The 13,398-nt window shown below is 60.9% G+C and carries 13 protein-coding genes and 1 pseudogene; 10 read left to right on the top strand and 4 right to left on the bottom strand.

What is annotated here, in order from left to right; genetic code table 11:
- Positions 1-52: 52 nt before the first annotated feature.
- The 8 genes from G6N46_RS16820 to G6N46_RS16785 all read left to right on the top strand — a co-directional run bounded on the left by G6N46_RS16820 (position 53) and on the right by G6N46_RS16785 (position 8,789).
- Positions 53-826 (top strand): hypothetical protein, encoded by a 774-nt coding sequence (locus tag G6N46_RS16820; protein WP_138247668.1) that lies wholly within the window; start codon positions 53-55, stop codon positions 824-826.
- A gap of 43 nt (positions 827-869) precedes the next feature.
- On the top strand, positions 870-2,192 hold the full coding sequence (locus G6N46_RS16815) for a hypothetical protein (protein WP_138247669.1): 1,323 nt from the start codon (positions 870-872) through the stop codon (positions 2,190-2,192).
- Between the two features lie 26 nt (positions 2,193-2,218).
- The gene (locus tag G6N46_RS16810) at positions 2,219-3,511 is read left to right on the top strand and encodes an MATE family efflux transporter (protein ID WP_138247670.1); all 1,293 of its coding nucleotides are present in this window, start codon (positions 2,219-2,221) and stop codon (positions 3,509-3,511) included.
- The gene (locus G6N46_RS16805) at positions 3,511-4,317 is read left to right on the top strand and encodes an SGNH/GDSL hydrolase family protein (protein ID WP_138247671.1); all 807 of its coding nucleotides are present in this window, start codon (positions 3,511-3,513) and stop codon (positions 4,315-4,317) included. The genes G6N46_RS16810 and G6N46_RS16805 overlap by 1 nt, the downstream gene beginning before the upstream one ends.
- A gap of 42 nt (positions 4,318-4,359) precedes the next feature.
- A complete protein-coding gene (locus G6N46_RS16800) occupies positions 4,360-5,622 on the top strand; it encodes a YveK family protein (protein WP_138247672.1) in 1,263 nt (420 codons plus the stop codon).
- A gap of 10 nt (positions 5,623-5,632) precedes the next feature.
- On the top strand, positions 5,633-6,931 hold the full coding sequence (locus G6N46_RS16795) for a hypothetical protein (protein ID WP_138247673.1): 1,299 nt from the start codon (positions 5,633-5,635) through the stop codon (positions 6,929-6,931).
- A gap of 71 nt (positions 6,932-7,002) precedes the next feature.
- Entirely contained in the window at positions 7,003-7,632 is a 630-nt protein-coding gene (locus G6N46_RS16790; protein ID WP_163692833.1) for an SGNH/GDSL hydrolase family protein, read from the top strand.
- A 23-nt stretch (positions 7,633-7,655) separates the two neighbouring features.
- Entirely contained in the window at positions 7,656-8,789 is a 1,134-nt protein-coding gene (locus G6N46_RS16785) for a glycosyltransferase (protein ID WP_138247675.1), read from the top strand.
- On the opposite strand, the gene G6N46_RS16780 is transcribed toward G6N46_RS16785, so the two are convergent.
- The 4 genes and pseudogenes from G6N46_RS16780 to G6N46_RS16765 all read right to left on the bottom strand — a co-directional run.
- Entirely contained in the window at positions 8,776-9,570 is a 795-nt protein-coding gene (locus G6N46_RS16780; protein ID WP_138247676.1) for a Pnap_2097 family protein, read from the bottom strand. The genes G6N46_RS16785 and G6N46_RS16780 overlap by 14 nt on opposite strands.
- The gene (locus G6N46_RS16775) at positions 9,567-9,767 is read right to left on the bottom strand and encodes an acyl carrier protein (RefSeq protein WP_138247677.1); all 201 of its coding nucleotides are present in this window, start codon (positions 9,765-9,767) and stop codon (positions 9,567-9,569) included. The genes G6N46_RS16780 and G6N46_RS16775 overlap by 4 nt, the downstream gene beginning before the upstream one ends.
- Positions 9,764-10,384, bottom strand: a complete 621-nt coding sequence (locus tag G6N46_RS16770) for a WcaF family extracellular polysaccharide biosynthesis acetyltransferase (protein ID WP_138247678.1) — start codon at positions 10,382-10,384, stop codon at positions 9,764-9,766. The genes G6N46_RS16775 and G6N46_RS16770 overlap by 4 nt, the downstream gene beginning before the upstream one ends.
- Before the next feature lie 73 nt (positions 10,385-10,457).
- Positions 10,458-10,769 (bottom strand): annotated as a pseudogene (locus tag G6N46_RS16765) (transposase); the annotation flags it as partial.
- Positions 10,770-10,929: 160 nt separating this feature from the next.
- On the opposite strand from G6N46_RS16765, the gene istA reads away from it, so the two are divergent.
- Both istA and G6N46_RS16755 read left to right on the top strand, forming a co-directional pair.
- Positions 10,930-12,540: an IS21 family transposase gene (gene istA / locus G6N46_RS16760; protein ID WP_138247679.1), complete on the top strand. Its 1,611-nt coding sequence runs from the start codon at positions 10,930-10,932 to the stop codon at positions 12,538-12,540.
- Between the two features lies 1 nt (position 12,541).
- Positions 12,542-13,339: an ATP-binding protein gene (locus G6N46_RS16755; protein WP_138247680.1), complete on the top strand. Its 798-nt coding sequence runs from the start codon at positions 12,542-12,544 to the stop codon at positions 13,337-13,339.
- Positions 13,340-13,398: the final 59 nt, after the last annotated feature.

Below are 13,398 nucleotides of genomic sequence, written 5' to 3'. Positions count from 1 at the left end.
CGAGCGATGTAGCGATAAAGTTTGACCGCACACCAACGAGAGGTTCAGCGGCATGACGAAGATTTCAAGGTGGTCTTCGCGTGATTTAGCGGTCGGGTACATATTTGGCGCGATTTCGGTCGTGGTGGTGCTGGTGGCCGTGTGGGGAATCAGCCGCCTGCCGAACGATCAAAAGCACGCACCAGCGCTCATCGGGAACTTCGCTGCGACACCGAATGGCGCGACACCCAAGGCAGAGAATGGCCGTGAATGGTCCCGTTCGAGCAACGGTGCTGCGGGTGCCAGCCTGGACGTAATCGATGGCAAGTTAACCAACAAAGCCCTTGCTGATGGTACCGCTGCCGGGTATCTGTCCGCGGACCTTCCTGGCGCCGTGACGACGATTACCGCCAAATTTGGCTTCTTTGACGGAGATTCAACGCCGGGTGGTTCGGACTCCAGAACGGGCAACGGTGCAGCGATCATTCTGGTTCACACCGACCCCCCACCTAAGTCGGGCAATCCGATGGCGCACTTAACCTCGCCCTGCCATGTGGCAATTACTCCGACGAACATCGACTTCGGCGTGATCAATGACAGTCGGCTGGATACTTTGGATAGCGTCAAATTTGATAAGCCGCTCGATTTCGGCAAAGAATACGAAGTGAACATCGAAATAAACTACGAGACCGGAATCGCCAAGGTTTCGGGACCGGATGGGCGTTCACGTGTGCATAGTGATCCTCGGATTTCTTCGAATCGCGGCAGTATCGTGAGTTTCGAGGTTTACCAAAAAAATGCGGCCACCGATGATCGTTCGTACTTTACGTACGTCGAAGCGGGATGAACTCCGTAAACATGACGTGCATTCGCAGTGAGGCAGGTGAAAGATGGAAGTCCAGGAAATCTGGCGAATCGTAGGTGAGAGATGGCGTGTGATTGTGTCAGCGGTTCTGCTGGCGGTGTCACTCGCGCTCGCATGGACCCTTGCTGGGCCTGTCCAGTACCGCGCGCAGGCACGCATCATGATTTCGACGTTCGGCAGCTTGGGCACCGCAATGGACGCCTACAACGGTGAACGGATCGCCCAGCTCCGCGCGCCCACCTACGCGCAGCTGCTGCGCGGCCCGGAGATCGCCGCACGGGCCGCGACCGCACTGGGTCCGCGCTTCACGCCTGAATTGATTGAGACCTCACTAGATGCCCGCATCTCGGCCGCTGTACCTATGGTCGTCCTGACGGCAAAAGCCAAAACCCCTGACGATGCAGCGCGGATCGTGACAATGGTCGCGCAGGTCTTCGCAGACTATGTCAAAGAGATCGAACAGCCAGGCCGGGATGGATCGTTGACTGCGGTCCGGCTGACCAGCGACCCGCCAGAGGTGAGCAGGGCCAACAATCCCATTACCGCAGCAGCGCTGGCCGCCTTGGCTGGCTTGGCGGTGGGAATCGTGATCGCTCTCTATCGGGACAGAATGGACCAGGTCCTGCGCAATCCGGGTCAGCTCGCCAGAGTCGGCATGCGGTACCGCGGCGTTGTTGCGTTCGACGGCGCCGATGGGCGGGACGCACAGGAGAGCTTTAGGAAACTAGCTGTCGAGTGCATCACAAACGAGGACCTTGGAGGAGCCCGATTGATGGTTAGCGGTGTCGACGCGTCAGCGCCGACACTGGCGGTGGTGCGAGGGCTTGCCGGAGGGTTCGCATCGTATGGCCGAGCAACCGTACTGGTAAACGCGATTCACTCTGAGGGGCAAGACGACCAAGGGTCCGGATTGTCTGACTTTCTTGCCGGAACCTCGTCGTGGCAAGCCTGCTTGCACTCAACGGAAGTCCGCAACGCAGAAAGTGTCTCAGTCGGATCAGACGGGGCACGCCTGGACGAATTGCTGATTCGTGCCAGCCATTCCGGTTTGGAATTGCCGATCGGTGGAGATGACGGCCAGCTGGTCGTGGCGGCGCCGCCCATTCTTACATCGCCCGTCAGTGCTGCCTTGAGTGGTTTCGTCGACGCCTGCTTGCTCGTAGTGACTCTACGATCCACTTTACTTTCAGATCTCGTAGAAGCCTCGATGACACTGGACGCGCTCGAATGCCGGCTGGCTGGCGTAGTAGTGGTGACCGAGGAGAGTCTGCGAGCCCTCCAGCGGGCTACGACCGAATCGATGCCGGCGAATCCTGTTCGTGCCCCGGTTGCCGCCGCCGACCAATGAATGCTGCAATCGGCCACGTTGGTACCGTGGGCCGCCATTCCGGTCATGGTGCACCTCCACTCGCTGGGGGCGGCGCGGCTGCGCTCACCACGATCGACCAGATTCTGTCGAGTGCCAGCAATGCCCTGATGCTCTTTGTGCTCGGCCAGGTTTCGAGTGTGGACCAATTCGCCAAAATAGGAATTCTGGTAGCTATCGTATCCACATTCCTTGGCTTCAACCGTGGTGGACTCGGGACTCCAGTGCTGTTGGTAAGCAACATGGATCGGCATTCGATTCTCGCCGAATCCGGCTATGCCATGTCGTGGGCAGTTCTGACATCCGTCGTCGCTGCGGCACCCGCGTTGTTGGTAACGGGGGCGGTTGTAGGCGAATGGACCATTGCGCTGGCATACGCCCTCGCCGTTCCTTTCGCACTGATCCAGGATGTGCTGAGGATGGCCTGCATAGCATTGGGCCGGCCGGCCGTCGGCGTGCTGTCGGATGGCTTTTGGGTCGCCTGGATGGCAGCCTTGTTTGTCGCAAATCTGCTCAGTACCAAAGTGTCACCGCTATGGGCTGTCGGCTACTGGGGGATCGGCGCGGTCATTGCGGTTGCTATCCCCTTGGCCGCAACGGGTGTAACGTTTCGATCGCGGAGGCTTGTGGGCTGGTGGTTGACGTACTGGCGTGCCCGAGTCCGATTTGGGGGCGTTTGGGCAGCCAACCAACTTGGCGTCGCACTGGTCTTGGTCATTGCGACTGCGCTGGTGGGTTCCACCGCGGCGGCGGGTCTGCGTGGCGCCTGGGCTCTGTTCGGCCCGATCGGGATGCTGGTGGGTGCACTGCCCTTAGTGTTCGTACCGCATGCGCGCCGGGCGGCTAGCTCGGCCGGCGACCAATGGCGCTTGTTGGGAAAGACATCATTTGTGATGTCGGGCCTGACCCTGATCGCCACGGGTGTGCTTGTGCTGACTCCTCCCACGATAGGTGCGGCGATCCTCGGATCGAACTGGCAGCCCGCGACCGACTTGGTGCCCTACATCGGTTGCGAGTCCGCAATGTTGTGTTGGGTGGTGAGCGTCTTCAGCTATCTGCAGGCGCGCGGCTTGAGCGCGATACTGGCCCGAGTCAAGGCAATTCAGCTAGGCCTTCAACTGGGCGCTTGCGCAATCGTGGGGGCTATCTTCACCAGGCCGACTGCCATCGGTTGGGGACTGGCCGGGAGTGCGTTCATCACTGCGCTGTATGGGATTGCGATTGTGAGGCGAACGCAGGTGAGGGATAAAGGTGCGATGCCGAGACTTAGCACGGCCGTCCGTTTGGAAAAGGTGGGCTGATGTCAAAAGCCTTCGGCAATGCCGCGGTGATCTTCCTGGTCATCACCGTCGTGATCCTGGCCGTGGCGGTGGATCGATGGGCGAAGGAAACCAAAGCCCCACAACGTTTTCCGGGCATAGCCGTTGGTACATCAACGGCACCGTCGTTGCCGGCCGGACTGGCCACTGTTGTGTTTATCGGAGATTTCACTGCGGGATCAGACCAAGGTGGTGAGGGCGAGAAGAACTGGACTGCCCAAGTTGCCGCATTACTGGCAGCAGATCATCCGATTCGGGTAGTGACCGAAAACTCCGGAGGTTCGGGCTACGTCATCAGGGGCGGTCTCGCGACTTTCCCCGACCAGGTGCGAACGATGGTGACGCCTGAAGCAAAGGTCGTTGTAATTGCCGGTAGCCGCAATGACATGACCGCGACGCCGCACGACATTCTCACCGCGGCGGCAGACACTTATGTGACCGTTCACCAGAAGGCGCCCGGAGCTGCGTTGTTGGTAGTTGGACCATCCTGGCTCAACGACCAACCACCCCTGCAGCTACTACAAGCGCGCGACGCGGTGAAGGCTGCCGCCGAGGCGGGCGGCGCAACCTTCGTCGATCCAATCTCGGATCACTGGTTCGACAAGCCCGGTTTGGTGGGTTCGGACGGGTCCCGCCCGACAGATGAGGGACATCAGACGATCGCCGCCGCTTTGGCGCCCCTTGTGTCGAGCGTGCTCGATCGACCGGTGTCTGGGACTGCGCAAGCTGATGCAATTACGCCATCTCCGAACGAAGGGGTGATTCCAGGTGCACCGCCGGCCGGGTAGCGAATCTAGGATTTTGACCGAAACGCGCAGGGGAGCGGCCTCATGAGAAATCGAGTTCGTCAGTTGTTGGGCACTACATGGCTGGTGCTACTGGTAGGGCTTATTCTCGGATTCGCCGCCGGGATCGTTATCGTTGCCATCCCCGAGAACAAGTATGTCGCCAAGGCAGTATTTTACGCTGCACCTCCAAGGGCGAGTAGTACATCTGACGCGGTTATGGGAACGCAATATGCCGAAAACCGGGCGAAGCTGTATTTGTCATTGATGGAAAGTGAACCGCTAGCGCGCGCTGCCGCTGCCGAAATGAATGAACAGGTTTCCGCGGACACACTCAGGCGTCGCGTCAAAGCGAAGGGTGTCCACGCCACGCCACTGGTCGAGCTCGAAGTAAGCGGGCCGACTCCCGAAGCGGCGCTGTCGGGCGCCCGGGCATATGTGCGCGTTCTACCGGATTTCGCGAAGTCTGTGGAGGATCAGAGCGGCCTACGTCAGGGTCCCACGCTGACCATGCTCGGCCCGCCTGATGCCATTACCGCAGAGCGGAAGGGACTGGCACCGTGGTACGTGGTCATCGCCACCACAGTTGCGGGTGGCCTCATCGGACTCGCTTTCATCGGCTGGTACCGGCGACGAAACCCGGTTGTGACTTCACCGCGCGCCGTTCGGAAGCTGCTCCATCTCCCTTATGTACAAGCGATCTCGATGAAGACCGGATCGAATGACCTCCAGCGGATACTGGCGTTGCTTCACCGCCGGAGCGGGACGGACGGCCGGGTGTTGCTGACTTCAGCTACGCCGGCGGACGGGTGCCACGAATTCGTCGACAAGCTTGCCGAGGCTTCCCGCGCCCGGCAGATCCCTGTCCGGGTGGTCCAATTGGTGGATGTCGATGGGGAAGCTCTCGACGAACCGGGGATCACACTCATCGAAGCGCCGGCGCTGTTGGATAATCCGGTCGAGGCGACGGCGCTTCGCGGACATACGTTTGAGACCGTCATCGTCGGACGCCGCAACTTCACTAGCGTTCGGTCCGTTGCCGAAGTCAATGAACTCCTCAATCTCAACGGCCACGCGGCCGATGGGCTGCTGATCGTCCGTGGCCGGTGGACCTCAAAAAGGTCATCGGCACCCGCCTCCGCTACGCATTCTCCGAATCCATGGCCCGTCATCGACGTGCTGGAAGATGACGGTCGTAAATCGCCAAACTCGCTGGTGCAGAACGAGTCGGGGGAAGTCTCGGAACTCGATGGGGCCTTGTCTGGACGCCCGACCGATCCGTCCGGCGGCAAGCCTAATGCCCAATAGTCTGCTGTTCGTGATCGCGGTGGCCACGACCTGTGCCGCCATATGGGCGATCGTGGTCAGAACCTCGGCGGCCGCACCTGCAGTGGCCATGTCGGTGGTCATGTTGATCGCATCCTTGGGCGGACCAGTGTGGGAGTGGGCAAAGTACGTAGGCGGAGCTGGCCTGCCCGCCGATATCGATGCCGCACCGTTTGCCGATTCGTTAGCGGTGAAGGCCTTTCTGTGGGCGTGCATCGGGAGCGGTGTGTCCGCATTTCTAGTTCCTCGAATGCCGGACTCACTGCGAGAGCTCAAGGAGGATACGAATCCGTCAGAGCGAATTACCGTCATAACTCTGGTGGCAGTGGTCGTGAGTTTCGTGCTGTTTGTAATCGGCAGTGGGCCCAGCTTCTTTAGTCGCCAGTATTACCTTGAGTCCGACGGCAATCTCTTTCTACTTCGTGCGGCATTTCCTGTTGGTCTAGTTCTGGGGCTGGTTGCACTCGGACAATCGACGATAGAGCGGCGCCGCAGATGGCGTATCGCGATATACGTGATGTCCACCGTATGGTTCATCGGTCTCGCGGGCGTCGGTAGCCGTACCGCATTGGCCTTTCCGCTGTTGGGTGCCGTGCTCATCATCAATCGATGCTTCAAAGAACGCCAGCTCAGACCGATGGCTCTAACGGTCGCCAGCGGATTGATTGCTCTGGCGATTTTCACTTTCGGCGTTGTGCTGAAGGCTCGATACGTGCCGCATGGTCTGATCAATTTGCCGTCGGTGGCCGCTGCGTTCGTTCAAGACGCGGTCGCTTCAACGGATTCTCTACTTGTGCCGATGAAACAACTTTTGGCCTCAATTTTCACCTCGTATCCATTGGCGGAGCATTCGGTCATCTACGATGTTGGGCTTCCGGTGTTGATCGGAAACGCGAACATCCTTCCTGGTACTGGCTTGCCGATGGAGCTGGAGCGCTACTGGCCGTACGACTGGGTTCCGCTGTCCTTCGCCGGAAGCTGGTTCGGAGCTACCGGCGCGGCCGGACAAATGGCACTATTCATGCTGTTTAGCTGGGTGTGTTGCTACTGCTCATACAACTTGCAACGCAGCCGATTCCAATCTGTGGTGTTCGTACCGCTGGCGCTGTCGCTGCTGATTTCCGTTCTGTCGATGGAGTACTCGTCGCGAATGGTGTGGCGTGTATTTTCAGTCGCCTTGTTCGCGCTATTTGCCTCGTTTCTGTTGCGGAATCGCGTGGAGAGTAGCTCGCCAGATGTCAGCAACCTCTCAGGACATGCTGGCGCGGATGTTATGGCCGGGTTGCGTTGAAGTGGACCTTCGACCAAAGGCCGGGCCTCGGGTGGACGCTAGCCGGGGCATCGGTGGTGGTGTTGGCGTTGGTGGCGCTGGTGCTGGCTGGGTGGGCGTCATATCGAGTACCGGCGGTGGCCGTGATCGGGGATTCGTATACGCAGGGGAGCTCTCAAGGCGGGGTTGGTGAATACAGTTGGCCGGAGGTGGCGTGGCGCCTTATGCGAGAGCAAGGCGTAAGGGTTGCGCCTGAAATCAGCGCGGTCGGAGGTACCGGATACCTTCATAAGGGACTGACTCAGGCTGCCTTTTCAGACCTCATCAAGGAGGCCGTCCGACCCGACGACAAGGTGGTGGTCATTTTTGGGGGAATGAATGACACAGGTGAGCCGATCAACGAAGTGTCGATTGCCGTGCGGCAGGCATTCGAACTGGTCCACGAGCGTGCACCACGCGCGAGGCTCGTTGTCATCGGCCCAGTGTGGCCAGGCCGAAACCCCGAGCGTGCAGTTCTGGCTGTGCGCGACGTCATAAGGGCCCACGCGCTAAACGCCGGGGCTGTGTTTGTTGATCCGATTCAGGAGGGATGGTTCACCAATCGACCTGATTTGATCGGCGCGGACCACATTCATCCCACCGACGCCGGTGCCGTTTATCTTGCCGAGCGAATTGCCCCACGGATCACAGAAGTACTGACCGGCACCGCGCGCGGTCGATAGCACCGAAGGCCGAGAAAGTAGCTATGAACATCCTCCAGATCGTCACGCTGGTTAGTGCTGATGGCGCGTACGGTGGACCGGTCCGTGTCGCGTTCAACCAGGCACGCCAGCTGCGGGCCCGGGGGCACGAGGTACGGATAGTTGGAAGCTATCGCGGATATGACGTGCCACCGGACTGTATTGAAGGCACACCGGTCCACCTGAGCAAGGCGCGTACCGTCCTACCCGGCGTTGGATTCGCCGGGTTAGCCGCGCCGGCGACGTTCATGTGGATGATCCGGAACCGGCGGACGTTTGATGTTGTGCACGTTCATGCGGCACGGGATTGCGTGACGCTGCCTGCAGCAGCATTAGCCATGCTCCTCGGAAAGCACGTTGTACTTCAGACGCACGGCATGATAGACCGCTCGCGTCGCACCCTGGCCAGGCTTCTGGATGTTCTGCTGACCAAACGTGTGCTTCGTCAAGCTGCCGCAGTGCTGTACCTGACCGAAGCCGAACGAACGGAGCTCCTGCATATACAGAAGTGTTGCCGCACAGAGCACCTCGCCAATGGAGTACCTCAGTACGGTGGCAAACTAGCGGAAACCGCTCCCGGCGACCGCATCGAGGTGCTGTACCTGGCACGTCTACACAAGAGGAAAAGGCCATTAGCGTTCGTCGCCGCCGCAGTTGAGTTGCTCGACGAAGGAATACCCGCGGTGTTCACTCTGGTGGGACCGGACGAGGGTGAACTCGAAGGAGTCCAAACATCGATAGCGGTTGCGCAGCGGGCCAACAGAATTCGGTGGGAGGGCGCCGCACCACCGAGCGAGACTGTTCGCCGAATGCAACGGGCATCCATCTACGTCTTGCCGTCGGTTGACGAGCCATACCCGATGTCAGTTCTGGAGGCTCTGTCGGTCGGACTACCGGTTGTGATCACCAAGAGTTGCGGACTCGCGGAAATGGTGGAGCGGACCGGGTGCGGCATCGTGGTGGACGACAGCCAGCAGTCGTTAGTGGCCGCGTTGCGCAGCCTCATCGAAGATCAGGAACGCCGCATCTCGATGGGTGACAAGGCGAGATCGACTGCGGTGCGCGAGTTCAGCATGGACTCTGTGGCCCGGAAACTTGAGCAACTGTACGGGCGCGAGCCGGCGGTCAGGGCTCCTTGACGGTGTTCACATAGGCGAGGCACTGGCCATCGGAGCGGATGAGAAGGTGTGCACTGTCTACGCTGCCCGATCCGCGGAGAATACGTGCCACCGGCAGTCGGTACACGGTGTCGCCCAGATCAGTGTTGCGGAAGAAATAGATGTCACGACTGCTGGTCGACACATTTGTCTCCTCGGGATGGCTTCTCAATGTGAGGAGATCCGAAATACTTTGGTATGCAGCAAAATAGAGCAGGTTTGCGCCATTGGAGTCTACGAATGGGTTGATCTGGTACGTGTCCTCGGGGCCCGGCTGAGGGTGTCCGGTGTATCGACCGAACTCGGCACGGACTGCTGAGTATTCCTTGAAGAAGGGGCTGATATCTGAGGCAGCCTCAATGTCGTGGTAATCCCCCATTGGCTCGCTCTTCAGAAGGGCATTGCTGTCAGCTCTCGTACGCACTGAGAATGTTGTCAGAAGGCTCGCTGTACCGGATGATTTCGGGCCCTGGATGGCGATCGTACTCTGGACTGTGGAGCGACCGAACCGCATCATCTCGGCGCAGAAGCTGATTTCGTCGCCTTCACCAAAATCCCTGAGAGTTCCATCTAGGTCGATGCGGATACGGACAAAGGTTGCGTATAGCCGACGGCCTTGGGAATCGACCAGATCGCGCGAAGTGCTCTTCAGTGAACTACACAACGTGTCCCAGTGCAGATCGCCCAGTTCCTTGAGAAGCCAGTTCTCGGATAGGCATCCCAACGCCATCTGTGGCATGCCTACCTTGACAGTTCGGTTCACCGTAGTAGCCGTAGTACGTCGCCCGGGCTCTCGATCTCCAGCCAATCTTCGTCGGAGAGCCGGATTCCGTGACGTGTCTCCAGCGTCGCGCGCAACTCGACGAGATTCCAGCTGTCGACGCCAAGCTCATCGAACGGCAAGTTGGTGTCCGATCGCGGTGGAAGGTTCAGGGCCGCAAGTAGCTCATCTGCATTCATTTCGTGTCTGCTGTCCGTAGTCCGTTGGGTTTTTTGTCGAAGCTGTCCGCCGGCCGAAGGCGTGGCTTGCGTTTCTGTATGGCGCGAGCTGGGAATCCCGCGACGACTGTGGCTGGTGGGACGTCGGACTGAACGACAGAACAGGCGCCGACTACCGCGCCTCTTCCGATACGTACGCCAGGTCCGACGAAGGCACGGGCGGCGATCCAGCACTCGGGTTCTATGGTGACGGGCGACGCAACGACGGGGAACGACACATCACGAGGGTCGTGAGTGCCAGCGCATAGATATGCCTCTTGGGAGACAACGACCTGATCACCCAAGGTGACCTGGTCAATGGTGTAGATGACGGCATTGTCGCCGATCCAACAGTGGTCTCCCACAATGAGTTTCCATGGATAGGTGACGCGGACGCCCGGGCGGATCAGGACACCCTTCCCGATCGTTGCGCCGAACAGGCGAAGCACGCCACGCCGCCACGCATACAAGAATTGTGGCGTGGGACGTACGAGTAACGCATCGACTATCCACCATAACTGGACGAACCAGGCTGGACGTCCTCGTTGACTGTCTGGCGACTTGAACAGGGTCAGATCCTGAAACTTGTTCTCAGTCAATGCGCCTCCTTTCGTGGACTGATCGATTGTTGCAGGGGGGCCTTGACCCCGGATGGTGGACACGGGATTTGGATTAAGCAGCTTCTGGCAGCGTAACGAATGTGTGGGTGTTTTCGTAGCCGGCCGGGCTGGAATAGCGGCAGCGGGAGTGCCTCCGTTTCAGGTTGTAGCGGACCAGCCAGCGGAACACTTCACGGCGGCAGGTAGCAGCGTCGGGCCACTGGCTGCGGTCCTGCAGGATCTCGCGTTTGAGGGAGGCGTTGAACGATTCGGCGAGCGCGTTATCGGCACTTGACCCCACCCCACCCATCGACTGGACGACGCCCAGATCTGCGCAGAGTGTCGCGAAATCCTTTGAGGTGTACTGACTTCCGTGATCTGAGTGTCGTCTGCCATGAGGATGGGACCAGTGTGACCTGATTTTTGCCAGGGTGATGGGACCACCTGGATTGCCAGTTATGGGACCACCGGCGCGTCGCGTCGGTGGTCTTTTCATTTGTTCGTTCGATCGCCGTGACGGCTCAAGGTCACGGAGGTCGGCGGGCATGGCTTTTCGGGAGGTCAGTGTGAATGAGATCAGGGAAGTGCTGCGGGTGTGGCTGGGGGTGGTGGGACTGCCGGCGCCGGGGTACCGCAGCATTGCCGCGCATTGCGGCCTGGACCGCAAGACGGTGCGCCGCTACGTCGAGGCCGCCCAGGCGGCGGGTTTGCGTCGCGACGCCGACGTCAGCGCGGTCGATGATGCGTTGATCGGGATGGTTGCCGAGGCGGTGCGTCCGGTGCGCCCCGATGGCCACGGGGCGGCGTGGGAGCAGCTGGTGGGCTTCGAAGATCAGATCACCGCCTGGGTGGCCGGCACCGGTGAGCATCGGCCGTTGACGGTCACGAAGATCCACACCCTGTTGGCCCGGCAGGGGTGTGTGGTGCCGTATCGGACGTTGCACCGATTCGCCAGCCAGCGTTGCGGTTTCGGCCGCAAAGACCTCACGGTGCGGGTCGCTGATGGCGATCCCGGAGTGGAGTGCCAGGTCGACTTCGGCTACCTGGGGATGCTCACCGACGCTGCTGACGGGCGCCGCCGCAAGGTGCACGCGCTGATCTTCACCGCGGTGTACTCCCGGCACATGTTCGTGTGGTTGTCGTACTCGCAGACCCTGGCCGCGGTGATCGCCGGCTGCGAGGCGGCCTGGGAGTTCTTCGGCGGGGTGTTCGCCGTGCTGATCCCCGACAACCTCAAACCGGTGATCGCCGCCGCGGACGCGGTCAACCCGCAGTTCAGCCAGGGCTGGCTGGACTACGCCGGGCATAGCGGGTTTCTGACCGACCCCGCCAGGGTGGCCTCGCCGAAAGACAAGCCACGGGTGGAACGCGCCGTGCAGTACGTGCGGCGAAACTTCTGGGACGGAGAAACATTCACCAGTCTGCAGCAGGCGCAGGACGCCGCCACAGCGTGGTGTCGTGACACTGCGGGCACCCGCACCCACGGCACCACCTGCGCACGCCCGCTGGAGGTGTTCACCGACGAAGAGCAGCCCCGGCTGTTGGCGGTGCCGCAGGTCTATGACGTGCCGGTGTTCAAGACGGTCAAGGTCCACCGCGACTTCCACGCCGAGGTCGCCAAGGCCCTGTATTCGCTGCCCGAATGCTGGATCGGTCAGTACCTGGACGTGCGCGCCGACACCGAGCTGGTGAAGTTCTATCGCCGCGGCGTGCTGGTCAAGGTCCATCCCCGCCAACCGGCCGGTGGGCGCAGCACCGACCCCGCTGATCTGCCCGAACACAAGACCGGCTACGCGCTGCGCGATGTGACGACATTGATCGCCACCTGCGCCGCGCACGGCCCCAACGTCGGGATCTACGCCGAACGCATCCTCGATGACCGGCTGCCCTGGACGAAGATGCGTACCGTCTACCGGCTGCTGGGTCTGGTGCGCCGCTACGGCGCCGACCGGGTCGAACAGGCCTGTTCATTGTCGCTGGATCTCGATGTCGTCTCGGTGAACAAGATCGCCTCCATGCTCGAGCGTGCCACCGAGACCAGCTCCCCGGCCCTGCCGAAAGCGGTCGGTCACACCGCGACCCGCTTCGCCCGTGATCCTTCCGAATTCAACTCCACCCCAACATCATTGACCATCGTTTCCGAGGAGAACCGCTGACATGACTACCACCGCCCGTGGAGCTACCGACCCGATCGGCGCTGATCTGCTCCGACTGCTCAAAGCCCTCAAGCTCGGTGCACTGGCTGACACCCTGCCCGAACGCGCCGCCTTGGCCCGACAACACAAACTCAGCCACATCGGCTTCCTGGAAACACTGCTGGCTGACGAGGTCTCCCGACGCGAATCCCGCTCCGCGGCACTACGAGCGGCCAAAGCCGGACTCGATCCGAGCATGCGGTTTGATACCTGGACCGCCCACGGCGACCTGCGCTATGACCGCACCCTGCTCGGTGATCTCACCTCGCTACGGTTCCTCGATGCCGGCCAGTCCGCGATCGTCCTCGGGCCCGTCGGCGTTGGCAAGACGCATCTGGCAACAGCATTGGGAAACATGGCTATTCGACGCAGACACACCGTCGTGTTCGGCCGCGCCGACAAACTGTTCACCCGGCTGCGCGCCGCCCGCCTCGACCACACCGTCGACGCCGAGATCCGCCGCCTGGCCGCCGTCGACGTTCTGATCATCGACGACTTCGCGCTACGCCCCCTCGACGCCACCGAAACCAGCGACTTCTACGAAATCGTCGTCGAGCGCCACCGCGCCAAGACCACGATCATGACGTCGAACCGCGAGCCCGCCGAATGGCTGACCATGACCGCCGACACCCTGCTCGCCCAATCAGCCATCGACCGACTGACCTCCGCCGCGCACACCCTGGTCATCGAAGGACCGTCCTACCGCCAACGGACCCGCCCTCAGCTTGACCCAGACCCCGCCGACGAGCATCCTCAATAACGCGCCACGGTGGTCCCATCCCCCTGGCAATCAGGTGGTCCCATCACCCTGGCAAGCGA

Source organism: Mycolicibacterium phocaicum (assembly GCF_010731115.1).
GTDB lineage: Bacteria > Actinomycetota > Actinomycetes > Mycobacteriales > Mycobacteriaceae > Mycobacterium > Mycobacterium phocaicum.
Note: the sequence above shows the minus strand (reverse complement) of the source record. Positions and strands in the feature narration are given on the sequence as shown.

Coding starts and splice junctions, on each gene's coding strand:
- G6N46_RS16820 (WP_138247668.1), top strand. CDS start 53: ATGACGAAGATTTCAAGGTGGTCTTCGCGTGATTTAGCGGTCGGGTAC.
- G6N46_RS16815 (WP_138247669.1), top strand. CDS start 870: ATGGAAGTCCAGGAAATCTGGCGAATCGTAGGTGAGAGATGGCGTGTG.
- G6N46_RS16805 (WP_138247671.1), top strand. CDS start 3,511: ATGTCAAAAGCCTTCGGCAATGCCGCGGTGATCTTCCTGGTCATCACC.
- G6N46_RS16800 (WP_138247672.1), top strand. CDS start 4,360: ATGAGAAATCGAGTTCGTCAGTTGTTGGGCACTACATGGCTGGTGCTA.
- G6N46_RS16785 (WP_138247675.1), top strand. CDS start 7,656: ATGAACATCCTCCAGATCGTCACGCTGGTTAGTGCTGATGGCGCGTAC.
- G6N46_RS16775 (WP_138247677.1), bottom strand. CDS start 9,767: ATGAATGCAGATGAGCTACTTGCGGCCCTGAACCTTCCACCGCGATCG.
- istA (WP_138247679.1), top strand. CDS start 10,930: ATGGCTTTTCGGGAGGTCAGTGTGAATGAGATCAGGGAAGTGCTGCGG.
- G6N46_RS16755 (WP_138247680.1), top strand. CDS start 12,542: ATGACTACCACCGCCCGTGGAGCTACCGACCCGATCGGCGCTGATCTG.